Annotated in this window: 18 protein-coding genes; 7 read left to right on the top strand and 11 right to left on the bottom strand. The window is 62.3% G+C overall.

Going from position 1 to position 21,580, the window contains the following annotated elements; all coding sequences use genetic code 11:
• Positions 1-137: 137 nt before the first annotated feature.
• From LDO26_RS00980 to LDO26_RS00950, 7 genes are all read right to left on the bottom strand, one after another.
• Positions 138-635: a protein-tyrosine phosphatase family protein gene (locus LDO26_RS00980; protein WP_232129201.1), complete on the bottom strand. Its 498-nt coding sequence runs from the start codon at positions 633-635 to the stop codon at positions 138-140.
• A 103-nt stretch (positions 636-738) separates the two neighbouring features.
• Positions 739-1,080, bottom strand: coding sequence for a hypothetical protein (locus LDO26_RS00975; protein ID WP_232129200.1), 342 nt, complete (start codon positions 1,078-1,080; stop codon positions 739-741).
• A 98-nt stretch (positions 1,081-1,178) separates the two neighbouring features.
• On the bottom strand, positions 1,179-1,625 hold the full coding sequence (locus LDO26_RS00970; protein WP_232129199.1) for a GNAT family N-acetyltransferase: 447 nt from the start codon (positions 1,623-1,625) through the stop codon (positions 1,179-1,181).
• Between the two features lie 349 nt (positions 1,626-1,974).
• Positions 1,975-3,093: a cyclopropane fatty acyl phospholipid synthase gene (gene cfa, locus LDO26_RS00965; protein ID WP_232129198.1), complete on the bottom strand. Its 1,119-nt coding sequence runs from the start codon at positions 3,091-3,093 to the stop codon at positions 1,975-1,977.
• A gap of 366 nt (positions 3,094-3,459) precedes the next feature.
• Positions 3,460-4,341 (bottom strand): hypothetical protein, encoded by an 882-nt coding sequence (locus LDO26_RS00960; protein WP_232129197.1) that lies wholly within the window; start codon positions 4,339-4,341, stop codon positions 3,460-3,462.
• Complete coding sequence (locus tag LDO26_RS00955; RefSeq protein ID WP_232129196.1) at positions 4,322-5,569, bottom strand: metallophosphoesterase family protein; 1,248 nt, start codon at positions 5,567-5,569, stop codon at positions 4,322-4,324. The genes LDO26_RS00960 and LDO26_RS00955 overlap by 20 nt, the downstream gene beginning before the upstream one ends.
• 10 nt (positions 5,570-5,579) lie before the next feature.
• A complete protein-coding gene (locus LDO26_RS00950) occupies positions 5,580-6,869 on the bottom strand; it encodes a recombination directionality factor (RefSeq protein ID WP_232129195.1) in 1,290 nt (429 codons plus the stop codon).
• A 449-nt stretch (positions 6,870-7,318) separates the two neighbouring features.
• On the opposite strand from LDO26_RS00950, the gene LDO26_RS00945 reads away from it, so the two are divergent.
• Positions 7,319-8,644: an AAA family ATPase gene (locus LDO26_RS00945; RefSeq protein ID WP_232129194.1), complete on the top strand. Its 1,326-nt coding sequence runs from the start codon at positions 7,319-7,321 to the stop codon at positions 8,642-8,644.
• Complete coding sequence (locus LDO26_RS00940; RefSeq protein ID WP_232129193.1) at positions 8,628-9,227, top strand: HNH endonuclease; 600 nt, start codon at positions 8,628-8,630, stop codon at positions 9,225-9,227. Before LDO26_RS00945 ends, LDO26_RS00940 begins: the two co-directional genes overlap by 17 nt.
• A 187-nt stretch (positions 9,228-9,414) precedes the next feature.
• On the opposite strand, the gene LDO26_RS00935 is transcribed toward LDO26_RS00940, so the two are convergent.
• Positions 9,415-10,641 carry a hypothetical protein gene (locus LDO26_RS00935; protein WP_232129192.1) on the bottom strand — a complete coding sequence of 409 codons (1,227 nt, stop codon included), beginning with the start codon at positions 10,639-10,641 and terminating at the stop codon, positions 9,415-9,417.
• Positions 10,642-10,999: 358 nt separating this feature from the next.
• On the opposite strand from LDO26_RS00935, the gene LDO26_RS00930 reads away from it, so the two are divergent.
• Together LDO26_RS00930 and LDO26_RS00925 are read left to right on the top strand one after the other, a co-directional pair.
• Positions 11,000-11,686 carry a GntR family transcriptional regulator gene (locus LDO26_RS00930; protein ID WP_232129191.1) on the top strand — a complete coding sequence of 229 codons (687 nt, stop codon included), beginning with the start codon at positions 11,000-11,002 and terminating at the stop codon, positions 11,684-11,686.
• Between the two features lie 357 nt (positions 11,687-12,043).
• Positions 12,044-12,196 (top strand): benenodin family lasso peptide, encoded by a 153-nt coding sequence (locus LDO26_RS00925; RefSeq protein WP_232129190.1) that lies wholly within the window; start codon positions 12,044-12,046, stop codon positions 12,194-12,196.
• Between the two features lie 117 nt (positions 12,197-12,313).
• On the opposite strand, the gene LDO26_RS00920 is transcribed toward LDO26_RS00925, so the two are convergent.
• Positions 12,314-14,482 (bottom strand): Atxe2 family lasso peptide isopeptidase, encoded by a 2,169-nt coding sequence (locus tag LDO26_RS00920; protein ID WP_232129189.1) that lies wholly within the window; start codon positions 14,480-14,482, stop codon positions 12,314-12,316.
• A 314-nt stretch (positions 14,483-14,796) separates the two neighbouring features.
• Here LDO26_RS00920 and LDO26_RS00915 point away from each other — a divergent pair, with 314 nt between their 5' ends.
• The 3 genes from LDO26_RS00915 (at position 14,797) to LDO26_RS00910 (ending at position 17,731) form a co-directional block, all read left to right on the top strand.
• The gene (locus tag LDO26_RS00915) at positions 14,797-14,949 is read left to right on the top strand and encodes a benenodin family lasso peptide (protein ID WP_232129188.1); all 153 of its coding nucleotides are present in this window, start codon (positions 14,797-14,799) and stop codon (positions 14,947-14,949) included.
• 359 nt (positions 14,950-15,308) lie between these two features.
• A complete protein-coding gene (locus LDO26_RS18265) occupies positions 15,309-15,986 on the top strand; it encodes a lasso peptide biosynthesis B2 protein (RefSeq protein ID WP_435594005.1) in 678 nt (225 codons plus the stop codon).
• Between the two features lie 113 nt (positions 15,987-16,099).
• Positions 16,100-17,731 carry an asparagine synthase-related protein gene (locus tag LDO26_RS00910; protein ID WP_232129393.1) on the top strand — a complete coding sequence of 544 codons (1,632 nt, stop codon included), beginning with the start codon at positions 16,100-16,102 and terminating at the stop codon, positions 17,729-17,731.
• Positions 17,732-17,782: 51 nt separating this feature from the next.
• Here the strand turns inward: LDO26_RS00910 and LDO26_RS00905 are convergent, their stop codons facing one another.
• Together LDO26_RS00905 and LDO26_RS00900 are read right to left on the bottom strand one after the other, a co-directional pair.
• Positions 17,783-20,437 carry a TonB-dependent receptor gene (locus LDO26_RS00905; protein ID WP_232129187.1) on the bottom strand — a complete coding sequence of 885 codons (2,655 nt, stop codon included), beginning with the start codon at positions 20,435-20,437 and terminating at the stop codon, positions 17,783-17,785.
• Between the two features lie 177 nt (positions 20,438-20,614).
• The gene (locus LDO26_RS00900; RefSeq protein WP_232129186.1) at positions 20,615-21,580 is read right to left on the bottom strand and encodes a FecR family protein; all 966 of its coding nucleotides are present in this window, start codon (positions 21,578-21,580) and stop codon (positions 20,615-20,617) included.

Raw genomic sequence — 21,580 nt, 5'->3', positions numbered from 1 at the left:
ATATCGGCTCAGGAGCCGGGCCAGCCGCTCGGGCGAACGCCAGACGCGACAGACAGCGGCAATCCGTCGCTCCGCAAAGGCGGGGGGTGATCCGGTCAGGATGCCGGGCAACGGCGGCATCCCGATTCAAAGGACTATCAACACGCCTCGTACTGCTTGGCAATCGAACGAAACCACTCAATCTGGGACGGGGTATCCGGTATCGCGAAGCCGCGAGCACGGGACAGCACGGGAAATATGTTGTCTACGGGAACGCCCAGACGTAAAAGAACGGCACCTGCCGTGAGGGCTGACCGGCCAATTCCGGCGCGGCAATGGACAGCGACCGCCGAACCTTGCCTGACGGCCAGCGCAAGCTCGTCCGCCATAGCGAAGAAGCTCGGCGCGGACCGGGGAACACCCCGATCCTGGATGGGAAAAGACCGATACTCGATGCCGCTGGATCGACAGGCGGTCTCCTCGTGCAGCAGAGACAACTCCTCAAGTTCCTCGGCGCACAGCAGGGACACCACGACACAGATGCCCGCGCTGCGCCAACCTGCCACCTCGCCCTCGAGCCGCGCACCACCGTGCGGCCTGGGCATCACGGCCAGTCGTAACGGGTCGATCTCACTCACCCAGAAGATGTTGGGCACCCTTAGACACTCCTATCGCCGTCAACTACTCGGCCAGAGAAAGATGTCTTCCGCCCCGACCAATGTTGCGATGCTCTATATAGGGCGGATACGTCACAACCACCTATCGGGGAACGACGCCCAACGCGACCATGCCGAGAAAAAGCCAACCAGCGACGGCAACGTGATTGCGCCGCAGCATCGACAGTGGCTTCATCGCCGGATCGCCGGTTCTGCGCAGGAAGTTCAGGTAGGGCCAGGAGTCGCGAGGACCGCCTCCCCATAGTAAAGCGACGAACACGAGACTCGGGACCGCAAAGGCCGCGGGATTTTCAAGTCCGAGGCATGCCAAAGCCGTTGCGAATGACACGCCGCCGAAGACCTTGTTGCCGTGCGACAAGTACTCGTCCAGCTTGCCGTGCGCCTTGATCCGAAAGTCGTCATAACCCGCCCTGCATACGCTCATCAGCTACTCCCTCTTCTCCATCGCTGCTCGACTGCATTACACCGCCTGGAACCCAGCACAGAATTACTCCGTCCCACCGACCGATGCCACGTCATGGATCACGCAGCCTGTGACGCCAAGACCAACTTCGGGTTTCCCCAACCGCTGGGGCGTTCTTCGTGGTCGACGAACCCGAGCTTTCGCCAGAACGGCTCGGAACTCCGCGGAGCGCACTCCACTTCTATCCGTGCCGCCCCGTGGGATAGGAGCATTCGGAGGATGTGTGCCGCCAGATAGCGACCGAACCCGCGACCACGATAACCTGGTCGAATCTCGAAAATGTCGATCTTCGCGCGGCTTTGGCCGAGGGTGAACACGGAGAACCCGACGATCGTCCGGCTGGCGTACAGGCACGTCATCTCACCGCTCCGCGCGGCCTGCCGAATGATCGAGCGATTGTGATAAAAACCGCCCGCATCAGGATCGCCGGCCCACTCCTTCTTGAGCCAGCGAACAACGGTTTCCGCTTGTGCCGGCGTGCCAGCTGTAATGTTGGTTTCGATCATGACCCCAGACCGGGCAGGACGTCGGAGCCATCGTATTGGCCGATCCCATGGACAGCAAACGCCGCATGCTCGTCGGGAAAAGCCAGCAGTTCCTGCCAAGGTCAGGCGGCTGGCGCGCGTTCCCGCGCGCGATCGAGCCCGGCGATACCCGGGACTCGACTGCGCTGCACCGGCTCGATCCGTCACTCCAACTTCACCACCGCTCTGGCGGACGCGCCAGCAGGTCTGTCACCCGCCCCGCGCGTTCCTACACGCTGGCGTCGCGACCTTCCAGCGATCCCGCGTCGTAGATGGCCTCCATGGCAGGCACAGAGACGCTTGGCGCTTCGCGGCGACGCGACCGATCCCATCAGCGCGGGGCGACGTAGCCCCCGGGCACGCCACTAGGCGACAGCACCAGTTGCCAAAGCTGGATCAGCCGCGCGCGGAAGCTCGCCATCGACCCGGCAAGGTAGTAGCGCCACATGCGCCGGAAGCGCTCGTCGTAGCGTTCCGGCAGCAACGGCCACGCCGCTTCGACGTTGTCGCGCCAGACCTGCAACGTGCGGTCGTAGTCCGCGCCGAAGTTGTGCCAGTCCTCGATCACGAAGCGGCCTTCGAGCGCGCGCGTCAGCTGCGCCGCCGAGGGCAGCATCGAGTTCGGGAAGACGTACTTCGCGATCCACGGGTCGGTGTGCGTGCGGCTGGTGTTGCCGCCGATGCTGTGCAGCAGGAACAGCCCGTCCTCCGCCAGGCAGCGGCGCGCGACGTCGAAATAGGTTTCGTAGTTCTTCACCCCGACGTGCTCGAACATGCCGATCGACACAATGCGGTCGAAGCGCTCGTCCAGTTCGCGGTAGTCCTGCACGCGGAGCTCGATCGGCAGACCTTCGCACAGGCTGCCGGCGTACGCGGCCTGTTCGCGCGAGATAGTGATGCCGACGCCCGACACGCCGTAGCGCTCGGCCGCGAACTTCAGCAGCTCGCCCCAGCCGCAGCCGATGTCGAGCAGGCGCATGCCCGGGCGCAGGCCGAGCTTGCGGCAGCACAGGTCGAGCTTCGCTTCCTGCGCGGCGTCGAGGTCGCCGGACTTGCGCCAGTAGCCACAGCTGTAGACCAGCCGCCTGCCAAGCATCGCGGCGTAGAGGTCGTTGCCGATGTCGTAATGGCGCTCACCGACGGCGTAGCTGCGCTGTCCGCGCTGCAGGTTGAACAGGCGCGCGAAGACGGCGATGCGTAGGTCGGCGAAGCCGTGCACCTTGCGGTCGATCCCGGCGTCGAGCAGGCGGAACAGCAGTCCGTCGAGCGAGCCAGCGTCCCACCAGCCGTCCATGTACGCCTCGCCCAGCGCCAGCGAGCCGCCGGACAAAATGCGCGCCGGCAGCCGCTCGTCGCGGACCTGCATATCCCATGCGCGATCGCCGTCGATGCGGACGTCCGCATCCGCGAGCAATTGCTTGAGCCGAAAGCGGAAACGATCGTCGCGCATACCCGGTTTCACACCGAAGGAGGCGATGCCCCGAGATCCCGGGGCCAGTTTACCCCGCGGCCAGCGACGCGGAAAACAGCGTCCAGACCAGTTCCTTCTCACTCTCCGGCAGATACACGTGATCGCAGTCGCTGAAACCGCCGACGCCCCGCCGAGGGCGCGCGCGACGGCATCGGCAGCTACGGATGCAGGTCGAGCGTCAGTTCCTCGCGTCCAAGACCATCGCGAATGCCCAGGAAGCCACGGAGCCTAAGCAGGTGCGGCGTCAGCCAACGTCCCTCGCTGGGCTGGCCTCCACTGTTGCGCGGTGTTGTTCCGCATCAACTCCCTCCCCACGACCAGCGCGTGCGCGAGGTGCCGGGCGTACTAGGGCGCGGAATGCCTGGCTTCGATATAGCGCTCGGAGATCTTTCGCGCGATTCGCAGATTCGTCTCGATGGCGTCATCAATCCCTGTCATCGGGTTCGACGGAGGTTGATTCGCACTCAATCCATGACGCGCGCCTAGCCCCAGAACGCTCATGTTGTTGCAAGCCGCAGTGAACCGACCAGTCTCACCGGGTGCGTCCTCAAAGTCAGCAAGGACGGCCCCCAGTTCCTTCGCCATGTGCCGGTAGGTGTCATACAGTTTGTAAAGAGTGCCCCAAGTCAGAATGACGTCTTTTGGAGAATTGTTATAGATGATCCCGGCGAGGAACAAGAGTGTTCTGACGGTGCTGTCGGATGCGGCCACATCGATGTAGCGCGCAGCGGTGAAGGCTCGGGTTTGGCCCACTTCGCCGACCGGTGGCGGGCCGGGTGAGTCGAATGGATCCTCGTCAATGGCTACGACCTTGTATCGGCCTTCCCCGCCGTCCACAGCGTGGTAGCCATCAAACTCGATGCGCATCGTGGATTCCAGCCCGCCGGCGCTGAGTCGCCGAGCACCATTCACGAGCAGCTCAAACGAATAGATCCTGTTGGAGATAGCTACCGGATCATCGAGATGATCGATGTGGTAGCTGTAGGCGCTGAAAACGTGTCCGGTGTGTTCATCATGGTCGGAGCCGAACGACACATGGGCGCACCGGAAATGATCAGCAAAACTGATGTAATCGCTCCCGGCGAAAACACGTATTTCCCATCTGTGCATGGCGTCCCCTGCCTGTTCGAATCGCCCCACGCTAGCACACGGGTTCAGCCACGAGGACAGAGCAGACAGACCGATACCTTCGAGCGGGCGCAAGCACTCATCGACCCGCAGCGCCACCTTTCTCCTCCAACACCCCTGCTGCCACCTCCTCCGGGGATTGCTGCTCCAGCGCGGTCAGACATTCCAGCAACGGCGCGGCGCTGACGCCGGCCACCTCGGCCCAGGCACGCATCTTCTCCGGCAGGCTCGGCAGCCCGGCGATTCCCGCGGCGCGGCTGCGCTGCACAGGCACGATCCTCCCCTCCAGCTTGATCCCTGCCGCATCCGCCAGCAGCGCCTCGATGGCCTTGCGGTCGACCTGGTCCCGGCTTTCCTCGGCCACGCTCCAGCGCACGCGCACGAACGCGCCCGCGATGCCCTGCTCGTCCACCGCCCGCCGGATCGCGTCCATGTCGGGTGTGCCCTCGAACGCCAGCTCGACCGTGCGACGGGCGGGGGTCGGCACCATGCGGAACGTCGCGCCATCGGCGTCCACCTCCCACAGCAGCCAGCCCTTCTCGCCCTGCTCGCCATAGTGGAAGCGCCCGATGGAGCCAGCGTAGGCGATGCACTGCTGCCGGCCCGCCGGACCGGTACGCGCCCAGGCCTGGTGGCGGTGCACGTGCCCGAGCAGGAACGCCGGCGCCTCGGCAGCGAACAGCGCTCCTTCCGTGAACTCGTGGTCGAACCCCGCCATCGGCACACCGTGCTCGCTCACCGCGCCGAACACCGTCCCGTGAGACACGCCGATGCAGGGCACCCCGCGGCGCCGCGCGTCGCGGTGCCCCGGCCCGAAGCCGCGCAGCAACGCCTGCAACTGGTCGCCCATCGCCGCGGCCGCCTCGCCAGCGCCGACGGCCGCCGCGACGGCCGCCTTGTTCACCGTGGGCACGCAGGCGAACAGCGCCACGGCGCCCTCGGGCGCCGCGTCGAAGCGCCAGCCGGAAGACGCGACCCAGCCGCCGCCAGCCGTCAGCGCCACCTGCCCGATCCGCTCGGCCACGTGGATGGGATGCCGCCCGCCCAGCATCTGGAACACTGCCAGCGTGCCCGGCGGCTCGTGGGAGAACGTGCCCTGCAGCATCAGCACCGGGCAGTGGTCGGCCAGCCGTCGCAGCTGCGCGGCCAGCCGCGCCGTGGCCGGCGCGTGCAGGTCGAGCGCGTGGTCGGTGGCGTCCCCGGACAGCACCGCCACCTCGGCACCGGCGGCGACCGCGGCATCGATCGCCGCGCCGAAGCACCGGTCCGCCTCGACGAGGTTGCGGGGGCCGTAGTGCAGGTCGGACAGATGCGCGATCCGAATCATCGTGGCCTCCTCAACCGGCCATGGCCAGTTCGGTCTCGATCTTGTCCGCGTACCCCGCAGGGTCGTGGCGGTAGCGCTCCAGTTCCTCCCACACGCGACGGCGCCCATGCGGGTTCATCATCCAGCCCACGCCCCAGCGCCGGCGCGCGTAGACCTCGAAGCGCTCCGCTGCGATGCCGTACGCCTCTGCCTTCGCCACTACCGCGGCGTGCTCCGGCGGCCCCGCATCGCGCGCCGGCGCCGCCTCGGGCGGCGGCATCTCGGACTCTACCGGGACCGCCCGGAGCGGAGCTGCCGCCGCTGGCGCCGACGCATCCGGCGGCGCGGTCCCCGCCAGCACCTGCGTCGCCGCCTCGGCCTGCGCCAGCACGGCCTCGTCATCGCCCTCGCGCAGCAGCGCGGGCACGTCCACAGGCGCCTCCAGATCGATGATCCACTGCGGCACGCGCACGGCCTGCCCCTGCTCGTCGATGTGGGCCACCTCCTGCAGCCGCTTGGAGAACCAGAACGGCGTGCCCTCGCGGTCCAGAAAGCCCGAGATCCGGCCACCACGCATGAAGGCGATCGTTTCGAACTTCTGGATCGCAGCGTTCATCGCGTAAAAACTCCCCGTGTGCAGCTCGAACGCGCTGATCGAACGGATGCCGGGAATGAAGAACAGGAACCGCCCGGTGAGATTGCACTGCCGCGCCTGGAACTCCGCGCAGGCTTCCGGCTCGCAGATGCCGCCGTTCTCCGTCCGCGGCGCCGTCTTGCGCCCGCCGAACAGGCGCAGCGCCCGTTCGCCCGAGGGTGCCATCGGCACCGGCGCGTGGCCCATGCACATGCGGGTGCGGCCGTCGGCGGCGTACTCGGACCAGTAGCGCTTTTCGCGCGACGTCCAGGCCGACAGCTCGTGCGGCATCACAACCTGCCACCGGTCGGAGGGGAACACCGCCGGGAAGCGGTACAACCGGAGCCCGTCGCCGCGATCCTCGCCGTAGGCCTCGAGGATCTGCCGGGCGACCTCGGGGTTCGGGAAGTCCTGCCCGCGCACGGTGAACCACGGCACGTTGCGGGGCACCAACGGGTGCTTCAGCTTCGGCACCGCCACGGTGATCGCCCGCGCGATCTCGTCGAACGTCTGGCCAGCCGCCACGCCCTGGTCGTAGAGCTCGCGCGCCCTCGGCATCGCGGCCGCCTTCTGGGTCAGCACCTGGATACCGGCGCGGATCTTGCCGCCGGTGGGAATGCGCGGGGACGACTGGCCGAGCACCGTCGGCGGACGATCAACCAACGCATGGGAGACGAATTCGCTCATGGGGAGCCTCTTGGCCGGATAGGGATTGCCATCCCATCCTCTCGCCAACCCGGCGCCCATCAACCTCCCGCGGCAAACGCCCCGGACGCCTGAGCTCAGACACTGTTGTTTGGCGTCCGAAGTACCAAGCGCGGCTACAGGGATCGTCCACGCCGATGCAACGGCCGGTTCTACCGAACGGTCAGGGGCATCGCCTGGGATCCAAGGCGGCATTCCGATGGCCTGTACCGATTCCGTCGCCGGGATTGGCAAGCTGCCCCGCCTACTCTTTCGAAGGCATACTGCGCTGCGAGGCCGAACCTGAATGGCTGTCCCGCAGAGTGTTACGATGGGCTGCAAGCGGCCGAGTCACCGCTTGGGAATGGTGGCTGCGACGAGTATCCGGCAGCGACATGCAATCCCCACCCTTCAGCCAAGATGGGTATCGAGACGACACGGATTCTGGGGCAATGAGGGAATACGCATACTTCGGGACGAGCGACGGCGCCTCGGTAAAGCTGCTACCACGTGGATATCGCAGCAAACGCAACGTCTACACAATCGTGGTCGGCAAGAACGCCGTCGGGAAGAGCCGGCTTCTGGCGCAGTTGGCCAAAGAACGCTTGTCGTCGGAGAACGATAGGGTCGTCGCAGTATCGACCAGCCCCTTCGACAAGTTCCCAACGACCAGGCGTCACCTCCAGCAGCCCGAGTCTTCCTACGCGTACGTCGGCATGCGGGACGGCGCGTACGCAGCCTCATCGTCCGTCTCGCTCATCGCATCGGCGGCGAAGGGGCTGATCCGAAAGCTTGACGACGACGTCGCGCTCGCCGACCTGGCGCATGTGTTCGATTCGATGGGCCTGGAACCCTATGCACGGTTCGCGCTCAAGTTGTCTACGTCTATGCCCACCGGCATGTTTCGTCGCTCAGAGCCGAGCGACTTCAGCCGGCATCCCCGGCTCGCGGCCTTGTCGGAAGCGTTGGATCTTCCTTTGAGCGAACCGCTGGCGAACCGGCTGCTCAGGCTATCCGACCAGAAGATCGCCGAGTTGCGCGGCGTGGCGAAGCAGCTCCGTGGCGGCGCGAAAGGCGCGCCCACGACCACATTCGTGGAAGTGAACTTCGCAAGAGGAAGAGCCACTGCCGAGAACGGCTTTCTGCATGGGCGGTCGCTGGGCGCGATCGCCGAAGCCCTGGAAGTCGGCCTGGTCCGGCTGACGGACATCGAGCTGCACAAGACGGGATTCGGCTCCCTTTCTCTCAAGCGTGCGAGTTCCGGAGAACAATGCCTGCTGGTCCTGTTGCTGGGCATCGCGGGCCACATCGAAAACCATACCCTCGTCCTCATCGACGAGCCCGAGATCAGCCTGCACCCCAAGTGGCAGGAAGACTTCATGCAGATGCTGATACGTGCCTTCGACCGATACCAGGGCTGCCAATTCGTGATCGCGACCCACTCTCCCCAGATCATCTCCCGACTGATCAGAGAGGACTGTTTCGTGGCATCCCTGTCCAGACAGCAGCTTTACGATGCTTCGCATTTCTCGAATCGCTCGGCCGACTTCCAACTAGCGGAACTGTTCGACGCACCGGGACTGATGAACGAGTACATCTCGCGACTGGCCTTCAGCGTACTGGCAAGACTCAAGGCACGCGAGGCCGTCTCGGAAGAGATATCGAGCGATTTCGAGCGGCTGAAGTCGCTGGCCCGACATGTCGAGAAAAAGGATCCCACCCATGAACTGGTGGGCTCGGTAGCAGAGGCATTCAAATACTATGCCGATCGTCGCTGAGCCCTTCGTTTTCAGCGAGGAATCGGCCACGCTCGTCGCCGAAACGTTGTCGCGCCCCGGCTATACCCATCACGACTGGAGTTCCCAGCCACTGCAGGAACTGCGCAGGCTGATCCGCGAGCATTACCGAAACAGCCAGCGCCTACAGTGCGCCTACTGCCTGGAACCGGTCGCCAGCGTCTCGGCAACCGGCGCGCCGATCGAGCACATCGTGCCCAAGTCCCTGCACCCCAGGTTCGCCTTTGAAGCTGCGAATCTCTGCGTGATCTGCCCGGACTGCAACGAGATCAAGCGGCAGCAAGAGACATTGAACGACGCGCGGGATCCGCTCAAGAGACGCAACGCCAGGCGTTACCCAGCCAGGTCCCAAGCGTTCAAGATCGTGCATCCTCACTTCGACGAGTATGCGGACCACATCATCAAGCTCGGCCGCGTGTTCGTGGGGCGGTCCCCGAAAGGAGACTGGACGATCACCGCATGCCGACTGAACCGGTTCTTCCATCGCTTCGGCATGTGCCAGGAACTTCTGGACGACGTAAATCTGATCGGCGAACAACAACTGTTCCATGCGCGCGGGCAATAGATTCGTTTGCCGCGGCGCCTGCCGACAGCGTCGACGAAGATGCGTCACACTTAGAATCGAATCGCCCCAAGTTTACGGCGACACGTGATGGCTCTCTTCGTCTTCCAGCATTCCACGACTGCGCCGCGTTACCCAACACCTGAACAGAATCCCGCCGTAACAGGGTCTGGCTCGCGCCCAATTGCCGTCACCCCTCGGTGAACCGTGGCACGTCGTGCGGCAGGGTCGAGGCGGCCTGGGCGGCGAACAACTCGCCTGCCAAGCGACTGTCGCCCTGCTTGGCCAGAAAGCCGGCCATGGCCTCCGACAGGGGCGACTCAACCTCGAACCGCCCGAAGCGGGCCTTGAACCGTTCCCATTGCCGACCAAGGTGGCCATTGCGTCGATGCTTCGGGGACAGCCAGATCCATTGCAGCCCCCACCACTGCGAAGGCGCGTCGCCACGCAGACGGAATGCGCAGGCCCCGATGATGGCAGCCCGAGCATCCAGGAACAGAAACCCCTGGACATTGGGATCGTCGTCGCCCAACTCCGAGCCCCATTGAACGAACGAATAGCCGAACTCGCGCTTGAAGGCCAACGCCCGGTCATACATTTCCCTGTGCTTCCACGGCGGCGACGTACTCGTCACCCAAGACGGCGCCTCCCCCCGCTCCAGCGCGCTCAGAACCCGGGGATGTGGCTGGGGGTCGATGTACCGCATCCGGGCCTTGTGTTCGCGGCGATGGATCTGGCTCGATTCGGGGTCTCCGCGGAACCACGTCCAACCGCAGACCGAGCACTTGGTTTCCACTGGCGGCTTGCGACGGCGATAGCGCGGTGCGCGAATCCTCAGCTCGACGAGGTTCCCATCGATGCAGTGCCAAGTCTCGATCCTGTAGCCGGACGGCGTTGTGCCGCGCTTCCGCAGCTCTGCCGGCACCGCCCGGTTATCGGCACGGATCGCCATGGGGGTGGCCTTGTGGCGCCACCGCTCGAACCACAGTATCGACAACTCCGACGCGTCCAGCATCTGGCGCTGACGCAGGCCCGGCATCAGCGCGTCGACCATGGGGGCCGGGTCCACCGCAAAGCCGCATGCCTCAAGATGGATCAGAAGCTGCGCCACATCGCTGGCGGCCATGGCCTGATGCAGGACGACATCGATGGCCAGGCGCGATGGGCGATAGGCCACGCTGCGCCACGGCAGATCGAACAAGGCACTGAGAACGTCAACGCTGCCCGCCCCGTACGGATCCAATCGCCGATCCATCAACAGCAGCAGATCTTCGATCGCGGCCGATGTCGCCCAACCTTGCTCCACGATCCGGCGGGTCTGCTTGGCCGCGATGGCCCCGCGACTCCCCGGCGGTGCCGGTCGCGCCAGCGCATCGACCAATGCCTGCAAATGCTGTGAGGAGGTGCAATAGGCCATCCTAGCTCCCACCGGTCCCGAGTCCTGCCGTCCCTCACCGGCTTGGCGAGGTCCCGCGATCCATTGTCCAATCAGCGCTGCCCCGATCCGCAGCGAGCCCATCATCACACTCACCACTGGCGCCGCCAAGATACCTGGCGGGTTGGGGTGGCGGTGGAACGAGGCGGGTGTTGCGCCGGCCAGAGTCGACCAACACACCTACCGGAAACCGGGGCTCACTTCGCTGACCTAACAGGGCGGCACGCACCGTCGCCCGCGCGCGCCCCATATAAAGGCACGACCGTCATCGCCGCCTATTCAATGTAGGATCGGGAAAACTATCGGCCCATTATCCTGCATATGAACAAGGAGGATCGACATGCACGCAGAGCGCTCGAAGAGCGAAATCTTATATGGGGGAGTCAAGACAGCTTTGCTGTCAGGCAGATACGCGCCCGGTGATCGCATTGATCCGGCGGCACTGGCAGAAGAATTCAAGACCAGCCCGACGCCCGTTCTCTATGCCCTGCACCGCCTTCTCGGAGAAGATCTGATCGAACATCACGGTCGTGACGGGCTGCATCTGCCGATCCTTCTAGAGTTCGATCTGCGCGACATGTACGGGTGGATGCAGCATCTCTTACTAACGGCATGCGACGCCACCCTGGAGAACGGAGACGAGTTTCTGGGCGAAATCGACCTAGAAAGCAGCATTTCCGACATTGTTGCAGGTACCAAAGCACTGTTTGAGTCGATCTCCTACGCCTCAGGACGCTGCTCGCTGCACCGGGCAGTGGTCCACCTGAATGAAAAGCTTTCACCGCTGCGCCGGCTGAAGCGGCGCCTTCTGTTCAACAACGCAGAGGAGTTGGACGATCTCCAGCAGAAATGGCTCGCCCGAGACCTATCCGCGTTGAAGATCAGTCTGGTCACCTATCACGAGCGCCGACTGCGCGCTGTTCCCAGCATCGTCGCGCTCCAGACCGGCGCATTCAACGCGCGGATGTCGGAATCGATGACCTTTGCAGACGGCGACCCGCCAGCGACACCGGAGTCCCGGCATTGACTCCACCGGAAGTCCGTTTAGATGGGGGGGGGGTGGCAAGTGTGGTTGTTGTCACAGATCCTGATAATTCCCACATAATTAAGTAAATTCTGTGACGCCTATTCTCTGTTGCGCACCTGACCTCGGATCGCTGCTCTTCGGTCCAGACTGAGCGGACTGTGCTCCCTCAAAGCGGCCGTCTCGCCTCCACGGCCGTACTGGTGTGTACAAGAGGAGGATCCAGCACGGAATCGCGTGCATATCGTCACAACACCGGACAATTGTCGAGTTATTATCTATTAATTGATTGATAATCAGGAATTTAAAAAACTACGCTGTATCAGTCACGACTTGCGTGGCGCATGATAGGAGACTGAAATGAGAACGACCAGCGAAAAGAGCGGACGCATCGAAGCGTCGGAGGAAGTCATCGTGCTCGGCGCCGCGAGCATCGAGACACGGGGCGACGCGGGGCTCGGCGAGTTCCCGGGACCCGGCGAGGTACAACTGCCGGGGATCTCCGAGGAATAGGCAACGAAAGGAGCGCACCTCGCACCCCTAGGGGTGCGCTTCTGCCTAGATTTTCTGCCACCAAGTCGTTGCCCTGTCGATTTAGATCGTCATCCCATGGGTGAGCGCGGCGACGCATTAAGTGTCATCGCGACCAGCCACCTTCGATCGACGCCTCTCCATCTCAACTTGCATCTGACGCCACACTCTGTACTGACCGATCTTTAGTGGATCTGAATCTTCATAACCCTGCAGCCAGAATCGGAACCAATCGATATTTCTTTCATAGACAGCGAGCTTGTGCCGGGGCTGGAACTTGATATGTGCCTCATCAGGAAACGCATAAATGTCCGCCTGATGCCGACGAAAGAGTGGAAACGCATAATCAAATGACAACTGGTACTCTTGCTCCACCATCTGGAACAGTATCGGGATTTGAATTGCGTCGAGATGAAACACCGGTGACATTTCTTTCCAACGATTCGGCGTTTCCTCCAACGGCCCTAGTCCCCACATGCTTTCTAGACCGGCACGAAAGCCTTCGCGCAAGCTTCCGAACACGTAGGAGAGTGGGGTGACGGTCGGCGAGCCCACCGATGCTGTTGCGAGCACATCAGAGTGTGCTGCTGTCCACATAGTCACTTCGTTGCCGTAGCTCAGCCCGCCCATGCCTACCCGTGTCGGATCAATGCGCCCACCTGCTGACAGGTACGCGACGACACTTTCAACGGCAGTTCGTGCCTGGTCATAACGTTCAGCGGAATCCAACCGATACTCGGGGATCGCGTTGATGCAAAGTGCCGAGATGCCAAGCTCAGCTAGAGACGCGAGCGGCCACTCGTCACCCAGCCCCCCTCGCAAGAATCCATAGCAGCTGTAGAAGTGGACGAACAGCGGCGGAGGACCTTCGCCTGCAGCCCCTGCTTCGAACAGATGCCCTGTGAACTCCCGTCCACGCTCATCCGTCCAGCGGATCAGCTCCGAAGGCACGGTTGCAGCAATGTCGACCTCCAATCTCTTGTTGGGGTCGAACAGTATCCTTCGTTCGCCTGTCGACAGATCAACAGCTTCGACGCGGGGAGGACGATCGGCCTCCGCGACGATGCACACCAGTGCTGACTGCGACGCACCGCATGGGATGTCCCAGTAACGTCGACTTCCACTGACGAGACCATCAGACTCTATGACCAGCCGCACGTCACCCGTGGACACGTTCCAACCAAAGATCGACTGCGCGCGCCCTTTGTTGTAGTCGACCGCCGTGAACAACACGTCGTCTGTACCCGGCCTCCATTGGACATCCGTGATCCTACTGTTGCTCTTTGTACACAACGCCGAAACACACCGGACTAGGTGATTGGATCGTGCACTTGGAAGCACCGCAAGCTCGACACCGGTCGGCTGCGCCAGACCTTCGCCCTCTCCAACACGCGTCAGAATGGCTACCCGCCCATCGTCCCGATTGAGCGCAAGCTTCCAGGACTCTGAGAACGCCTGAGGAAGATCCGATACCCTAAACGGATCTGACGGCACCTCCTGCAAAGGCAACTCGCGTATCGTCATGTGCTCCAAATCAACCGCTTTCCACCGATCCGGCACTCCACCCAGCAGTGGCCCAATCGGATACCAGCCGCTACCTACGAATCGCTGAGTCGACGGCCGCCCCTCCACCAGGCTTGAACGGACCAGGCCCGCTGATGTGATGACCTGCTCGTCGATTCGCACGCCTTGGTCGTACTCGGCCTTCTCCGCTGCCAGAATCTCTTCTCTCGTGGCGCCCACGCTGTATTTCAGAGTTCTACCCTCGCCGCTCAAGGCGAAGTCGCGCACATCTGCGGGGTCGACGGTGACCTCCATCGCACCGGATCCGTCCGCGTTAGCGCGCCAGACGCTGATTCGGCCGTGCAGGTGCGCGCGATAATAGATCCACCGACCATCGGGCGACCAAATCGCAGGAGCCGGGAGTACTGAACCACTTTCGTACCCACGTAGCGGAGCGCCACCCTCTGCAACGCGCAGTGGGAGCGACGCCCCATCGATGCCTTGGACATACCAGACCGTGTCGTAGGTATTGCGTTCAATCGAAGGTTGCTCAGCTCGGAATGCCACCATTCGCCCATCGGGCGAGATCGCCGGATTGCCCAGATCGACGACTTCCAAGAGACGTCGCGGCGAAATCGTCTGTGCGTGCGCCTCGCTGGCCAGCCCCATACTCGCGACCGCCACCAAAGTCCAGAGGAACCCCTTACCTATCGCCGCAAAGGACTTGAACTCGGTAGAAGTGGCGGTCCATCGCGCAAAGTGCATCAGTTGTCACCTCCCTACACGGCGCCTAGCAGAATTGCCGATGCGCCTACCTAGGGGTATCTGATGCCAATGGCAGCCGTTTCCCTACGGATCAGGTTCCGATGCACCCGGTGGCTGTATCGCGTAATCGCGTCGGAGCCTAGTCTCGGCCAACAATGCCCGCCGGGGACCAGCCGCTCTGTACCGCACCACGTGACTCGTCACACTTATGGATAATTGTTGGCAGATTATATGTTAATTATTTGATAATGAGATTCCAGGGTGTCTACGATCTGATTGTCACGACTTGCGTGGCCTTACAGAAGGAGACTCAAATGAAAGTAACCAACGAGACAATCGAACGCATCAAGACTTCAGAAGATGTCATCGTGCTCGGCGCCATCAGCGTCGAGACACGTGGCGAGATCGGGAGCTTTGAGATGCCAGGGACCGGCGGCCCGTTCCAGCCCGGCATCTCTGAGGAGTAGGCCAAACTCGGGCGCGCTACTGGCGGTGCGCTCCTGCTGAGGTCATTTGCCACCGGCTACCTGGAATCGCCCCGCGCAGGATAGGTAGCCGTTTGACTCGCACCTCAGCCGCCGTGAGGCTAGTTGAGCGACGCAGCTACTCGCAGACCGATGCGATTCACGGTGTCGCTAGAGCACCCCGCAGTTTACAAGTGGAACGAAACGTCTGGCATTAGAACCGGCTACTTGCAAGCTCAACTACTGCCCACACTTTCGCGGCGCTTCGCAGATGATGGCAACTAGTCTTCCGTGAAATCCCGGAGGGCGGAAGGACAAGGCGAGCGCGTGCCGCCAGGCACTTTCCCGGCCTGAGGATAACCATGTCATATCGACTGAGAGACGGCCTATCATTCTGCAAGGCCGGCGGACATGTCTATTTCTTAGACATAGAGAAAGATCGATACTTCCGTTTGCCTGAGGCTATGGAACGCGCTTTCATCGCCTTCATTAAGAATGGAGCGCGCTTAGGCGCGGGATTCGATAAATTGAAAGCTAACAGCATACTTGTCGAGTCTATGTCCCCTGAACCAGTTGCCTCCCCCCCGCACATCAGACGCCCATCTCGCAGCGCCCTCGAGGTGAGCTTGAGTACGCCGCCTTTCAGATTCCTAACCATTACGGAAGTGGCGGCAATTGTGTACTCAACGGCACGCAAACTAAGGAGGCGAAGCCTCAAAAGCGTCTTGGATGGTGTTGTCACCGCTCGTCGAGACCAACACCTTCGCGCTGCACACAACGGGCTTTCAGTTGATGATGACCTCATCAGCGCCGCGAGCTTGTTTCACCGCGCTCGAGCCTACGTTCCAGTCGAACCCTCCTGCCTTCTGGACTCAGTATCGCTTGCCAGATTTCTGGCGCGCCGGCGTTTGTCGGCGAGCATCGTTTTCGGAATTTCGGCAGAGCCTTTCTCCGCTCACTGCTGGCTACAAGTCGCCGACCTTGCCCTGAATGAAACGGTATCAGCTGCCAATGAGCATACCCCTATAAGGATCGTGTAATGCGGCATCGCTTCATTGTCCTAATGAACAGACGTAGTCGTAGCGATGAGGACCCGCGGCCGGCAGTAGATGAGGCGGCGATGCGAACTCTTGGTATGTCATGCCGTCAATCTATGCACTCGGTGAGAGTGTTCGCCTCAACCAACACACCGATCGTAACCATTCCAGGACGTGGTCTGATCGTTGGCGACCTGTTCACCAAAGATGGCCGCCCGGTCACAGGTACGCTACCTACTGGCGCGGCATCAGGAGAACTCGAGAACCATCTACTGAACCACTACTGGGGGGAGTACATAGCCATTGAACTTTCTGAAGACAACTCCCCGGTCTGCAGAATCATGCGTGACCCTTCCGGCGGTGTCCGGTGCGTGTACTCATTCGACGGTGAAGGCGGGTTCATTACATCGGACATTTCTGCTGCAATCGAGCTCGGTCTTTATCGAAAGACGATCGACTGGGATTCGATTTCACACTGGTTGCTCTTTTCCTACTTGCGCACCGGTCGTACTGCGCTGCGCGACCTGCATGAGCTACTGCCCGGCTGTTCTCTGAGTATCGGTGTGTCACGTACAGAAGTTCGCCCGGCCTGGTCGCCGTGGACCTTCGTTTCAAACTCCGCGCGTACCAGCACTCCTCGGGAAGCCATTGACGAAGTTCGCAGTGCGGTGTCCTTGGCGGTTGGGGCCTTAGCCGGCGTTGAGGATAGGATCATTCTGGAGCTTTCCGGCGGTCTCGATTCATCGATCGTCGCTGCATGTCTGGGGAGCAGGAATTCTCGGGTTAGGTATTGCAACATGGTCGTCGAGGACGGTGGAACGGACGAGCGGCAGTATGCGGAGTTGATGACAGCTCGATTGGACGTTGATCTGAACATCGTAGATGTTCGCTTCGGAGATGTGCGTTTTGACTATCCGACGCCTCGATGGTCAGTGATTCCTTCGATCGGTGCATTACAGAATGGAATAAATGATTTGTGGGAGAACGCTGCCAAAGCACACGACGCGACGAGCTTCTTCTCTGGCGCAGGAGGCGACACAGTCTTCTGCTATCTCAAAACAGCGGCTCCTGCGGCAGATGCTTTGAAAGAGCGAGGATTGGTGACGGGCATCAACGCTGTTCGCAATCTTTCCTCGCTGCATCAGTGCACGTTCTGGAAGGCCGGGCGGCTGACGCTCAGGAAGCTGCTTCGTAGGAAGAACGCGGGTTGGAAGTCCGACAGATCGTTCCTTAGCGCCTCCGCACTCGCGATATCGCTTCAGCCGCATCCATGGCTTCCGGCGCCACCGGACGTCCTGCCCGGAGACCGCGAGAAGATCTTCGATCTGATGGGAAACCAACTCTTCAGGGATTCAACTCCTCGTGGCGAAGGGAGATCAATGCGCTTCCCGTTGTTGTCCCAGCCCGTGGTGGAGGCTTGCCTTAGGGTTCCGACATGGATGTGGATCGATGAAGGAAGAAACCGATCCATTGCGAGAGACGCGTTTTCCGATCTGCTTCCAGATAGAATCCTCAATCGAAGAAGCAAGGAATCTCACCTTAACTACATGGCTGCGGTGTACACACGAAGCAAGCCGGAAATTCGAAACATCCTTGGGTGCGGGCACCTTCGGTCACAGGGGATTGTTGACTGGGAGGCGCTTGAGACATTCTTCGAATCCGGGCTGGTAGCCAGGGACATGTCATTCTTACGCGTGATCGACCTATGCATGGTTGAGAACTGGCTACGTGATCAGCTTCCTGTGTGAGCCCCAAGTGCAGCGACACTCTTACGGAACTTCGGCTTCAATCGGAGGACTTCACCATCGTTTGGATATCGATACGCTCCAGAACCGACCGACTGCGGAGTAGTTCGAGGAATCGAACGGCGGCTGGACGACAGACAGAGGCGTATACAGCGGCGGAGCTCTGTTGAGCAGATTCTGGATCGCAATGGCGACTTCCACCCCACCCAGTGCGTCGCTACGGTCGCCAGTTCTGTAACGAAGCGTACTGTCAACTGTCGTAAACGACGCGGTCTTCTCTGTGAATGTTGCCTGCCTGTTTGTGACGCCCGCAATGTGGTTCATGAATCCTGAGACACTAATGCCAGCATCCGTCCATACTAGGCCTAGGCGACCATTGAACTTCGCGGGTTGAAAAGCCTCGCCCGCGAGGTCAAACGCCGGCTGGGCTGCACTGGTTTGTTGCGAACTATCGAGCCAACTGGCCGACCCACGAACCACTAGGCGACCTTTGTCGAGATCGATGCGATACGACCCAGAAAGATCGATGCCCTGGACTCGCTGGCGTGCGACGTTGGTGTAATCAGCACGGACGATCGCGACTACCTGGCTGGGATCATAAGGTGCCCCGGCGAGATTGAAGAATGCGCTGTTGTACTCGGCAAGAAGTGCCGCCTGCTGCTCTGGCGTTGGCGAGTAGTTCACGAACTCCGCGTACATCGGATTGCTCAGTGTCTGATAGATGTTGACCGGCAGTACAACGCGGTCCGCGAAGTCGATATCAAACCAAGTCAACTCCGCCTGCAGTGACGGCCATGCGTCCGGATGCAGCGCCAGCGAGGCAGTCCATGTCCGTGCCCGCTCAGCCTGAAGCTCTGAGTTTCCACCACCACTCATCAGTGCCGTGGCACCAGGTGGATATCCGCTCCCGCCCGCAAGTTCCACGCCGAGCAGATATGACACCTTTCTTTCATATCGTTGATTCAGTGTGGGCGCCTTGAATGACTTTCCCCACGATGCCTTTAGCGTGAAATCGGAACTTGGTCCGTACACCAATCCCAGCTTCGGGGTGTTGACACGGCCGAAGGTGTCGTAGTCCTCACTTCGCGCCGCGCCGCTGAGTTCCAGACGATGTACCCCGCTCATGTTGGAATCGGGCGAGATGATCGGCAGGCTGAGTTCGGCATATCCATAGCGGGCGCGCTCTTCGCCACCGGTTGTGCTCGGGGATGGGTGGATGCGGCGAGTCAGAAAACTGTTCTTGCGTGATCCAAGGCCGAGCGCCAGTCGGGCGTCACCACCGCTGAGCGAGAACAATGGACCCTCTGCGCCGATCTCGTAGGTTCGGCTTTCATTGCAGAAACACTGAACATTGCCGCGAGGTAGATCCGTGGTGGTTCCGTCCCCCACCCGCCGGTCGGAAATGGTCTCGCCGGTGCCGTACGTAGCACCCAGGTCCAGTGACCAGTCCCCGGGAAGAAATATTTCGACACCGGGCGAAGCAAGCACAATCGATGTCTCGGTAACCTGACGGTCGTAAGAGCCAATCCCGGTAAGTTCTCTAGACATCTCGCGATCAGTCTTAAGGACATCTAGTCGAAGCTCAGCTGCGGCGCCGACTTCATGGTGCGCGCTGATCACGCTAGCGCTCATCTTGTTGCCGAAGTAGATCGTGTAGGGATCAGGTAGAAGGGCGGTGTAGTCGCGCTGCCTCCCGTAGATCGGATCGACGGAGACATTCTTGTAGGTCGCGATCAGTCCGCCGTTCGACCAAGTCGCGCCACTGGTCACGGTGTATTCGTGGGTGCTAAGCCCACCATCGGCGGCGGCACCATGCCGCGTGCCCAGAACGACCCCGTCGAAATCCCGTCTGAGAATTACGTTTGCTACCCCGCCCACTGCATCCGAACCATAAATCGCAGACGCTCCATCCGGGATGATTTCCAGGCGCTCTACCGCATCAACGGGGATCGCCCCAATATCGACAGCCTGCGAGAAACCTGAGTAGGCAAGCCTCCGCCCGTTGAGCAGGGTGAGGCTTGCATCGGCGCCGAGTCCTCGAAGGTTTAGAGCTGAGCCCCCCGTCAGGTTCTGATCGGCCGCGTTGGTCGAGCCGCCGGCCATACCAGGATTCTGTCCACCGTTGTAGTTCTGGGGCGTGCTCCGGATGACCTCGCCGAGATCGGCGAACCCCTCTTGCAGGATGCGCTCAGCCCCGATCTCGATCACCGGCGACGGCGTGCTGCCGCCCCGGATCCGCGTGCCGGTCACCATCAGGCGCTCGAGGTCGGTCGTCGGAGTGTCCGCCGTCGCGGCACGTGCGGCAGGCGGGCTGGGCGGACTCTGCGGCCGGGCAGCCGGCGCGGGTGGCGCCTCAGCGCGCCTGATCACGATCGCCTTGCTGTTGACGACCTGATACTCCAGGCCGGTTCCCTGTAGTAGGCGGGTCAGCACCGCCTGCCACGCGAGCCTGCCGCGGATCGCGCCCACCTGCTGGCCTTCGGCCAAGCCTGGTTGGAAGCTCACCTGCAGACCGGTCGTGGCGCTGAAACGCTGCAGCACAGTCCCCAACTCGCCGGCAGGCAGGTCGAAATCATAGATGGCGTCTGCGGACGGTGCGGGCTGCGCCTGCGCCGTGTGTGTTGGCAGGCTCGCGATGATCGACATCGCCAGCGCGCCGTACGCGAAGCTGTAACCGTGCCGGCCGAACCGGACCCTGCGATTGCCCATGTGCTGTCGTCTCCCCTCGTGGCGCGGGGCAAGATTGCCGATGCGCCTCCCTATGGGAACTTGATGCCGCTCCGTATCAACTCCCTACGGAACCACGGGCCTTCTTCCAGATGCGACGTGGCGCGAGCGCGTCGGCGCTGTCTGGACGACGCGAAGACCGACCTGCGTCTACCGCGACTACCGCGGCAGCAGCACGATGTCCGCACCGCTGTTGTCCACGCGGACGGGCAGGATCAGCGCCACTGAGGCGGCGATGGTTTCGCTGTCGCCCGCGTGGAAGCTGGCGCTCACCTCCAGATCGGCCAGCTCTGGGGCGCCCAGCCGTAGCTTGCGCGTCGCGTAGCGGTTGGCCTCGTCCACGACTTCGCGCAGTGGCGCGTTGCGGAAGTGCAGCCAACCCTCGACCCATCCGCTCGCCTGATCCAAGTCGACAGGCTGGACGACCATGCCCGCGACGGACAACTGCGCCTGTTCGTTGGGGCGCAACTCCCGCAACTGCCCGCCATGCGCCACCTCCACCCTGCCATCCAGCAGGGTGACGGTGGCGATGCCCGCCTCCCGCCGCACCTGGAAGCGTGTGCCCAGCGCTGTCACCGTGCTCCCGGCCACCTTCACCACGAAGGGCCTTCGCGCATCGTGCGCCACATCGAACTGGGCTTCGCCCCGCTGCAGTTCGACCTCGCGGCGCGCGCGCGTGTACCGGGCGTGCAACGCGGAGTCGGTGTTCAGCACCAACCGGGTGCCGTCCTCGAGCGCCTCGGAGCGGCGCTCGCCCAAGGCGGTGGCATAGGCCAGCTCCGTCGTCGGCCCGGACGTCGGGACCGCGATGTACACAACCGACACCATCACGATGGTCAGCGTCGCCGCCACGGCCATCATCCAGCCCGGCCGGAGTCGACGCCGACGTCGCAGCGCCGCCTCATCATGGGCGCGCAGCCCGTCCCGATCGAGAGCTTCCAGCAGGTCGGCGGCCAGGTCGTCCATCCGCAGCGCCTGGTCGTACGCGCGCGCATGGCGTGGGTCCTCCGACAACCATGCCTCGCGCTGCCGGCGCTCGTCGCTGGCCTCCTTGGGGCGCCGGGCGACGTACTCTGCGGCTTGCTCGCCGATGCGATGCGAATCCTTGTCCATATCCCTGCTCAT

The organism is Proluteimonas luteida (assembly GCF_021191695.1).
In the GTDB taxonomy this organism is placed as follows: domain Bacteria; phylum Pseudomonadota; class Gammaproteobacteria; order Xanthomonadales; family Xanthomonadaceae; genus Luteimonas; species Luteimonas luteida.
This window is presented reverse-complemented; position numbering and strand designations above follow the sequence as displayed.

Coding starts and splice junctions, on each gene's coding strand:
- LDO26_RS00975 (WP_232129200.1), bottom strand. CDS start 1,080: ATGAGCGTATGCAGGGCGGGTTATGACGACTTTCGGATCAAGGCGCAC.
- cfa (WP_232129198.1), bottom strand. CDS start 3,093: ATGCGCGACGATCGTTTCCGCTTTCGGCTCAAGCAATTGCTCGCGGAT.
- LDO26_RS00910 (WP_232129393.1), top strand. CDS start 16,100: ATGCACTCGGTGAGAGTGTTCGCCTCAACCAACACACCGATCGTAACC.
- LDO26_RS00945 (WP_232129194.1), top strand. CDS start 7,319: ATGAGGGAATACGCATACTTCGGGACGAGCGACGGCGCCTCGGTAAAG.
- LDO26_RS00955 (WP_232129196.1), bottom strand. CDS start 5,569: ATGATTCGGATCGCGCATCTGTCCGACCTGCACTACGGCCCCCGCAAC.
- LDO26_RS00950 (WP_232129195.1), bottom strand. CDS start 6,869: ATGAGCGAATTCGTCTCCCATGCGTTGGTTGATCGTCCGCCGACGGTG.
- LDO26_RS00915 (WP_232129188.1), top strand. CDS start 14,797: ATGAAAGTAACCAACGAGACAATCGAACGCATCAAGACTTCAGAAGAT.
- LDO26_RS00940 (WP_232129193.1), top strand. CDS start 8,628: ATGCCGATCGTCGCTGAGCCCTTCGTTTTCAGCGAGGAATCGGCCACG.
- LDO26_RS00935 (WP_232129192.1), bottom strand. CDS start 10,641: ATGGCCTATTGCACCTCCTCACAGCATTTGCAGGCATTGGTCGATGCG.
- LDO26_RS18265 (WP_435594005.1), top strand. CDS start 15,309: ATGTCATATCGACTGAGAGACGGCCTATCATTCTGCAAGGCCGGCGGA.
- LDO26_RS00930 (WP_232129191.1), top strand. CDS start 11,000: ATGCACGCAGAGCGCTCGAAGAGCGAAATCTTATATGGGGGAGTCAAG.
- LDO26_RS00900 (WP_232129186.1), bottom strand. CDS start 21,580: ATGAGCAGGGATATGGACAAGGATTCGCATCGCATCGGCGAGCAAGCC.
- LDO26_RS00925 (WP_232129190.1), top strand. CDS start 12,044: ATGAGAACGACCAGCGAAAAGAGCGGACGCATCGAAGCGTCGGAGGAA.
- LDO26_RS00905 (WP_232129187.1), bottom strand. CDS start 20,437: ATGGGCAATCGCAGGGTCCGGTTCGGCCGGCACGGTTACAGCTTCGCG.
- LDO26_RS00970 (WP_232129199.1), bottom strand. CDS start 1,625: ATGATCGAAACCAACATTACAGCTGGCACGCCGGCACAAGCGGAAACC.
- LDO26_RS00920 (WP_232129189.1), bottom strand. CDS start 14,482: ATGCACTTTGCGCGATGGACCGCCACTTCTACCGAGTTCAAGTCCTTT.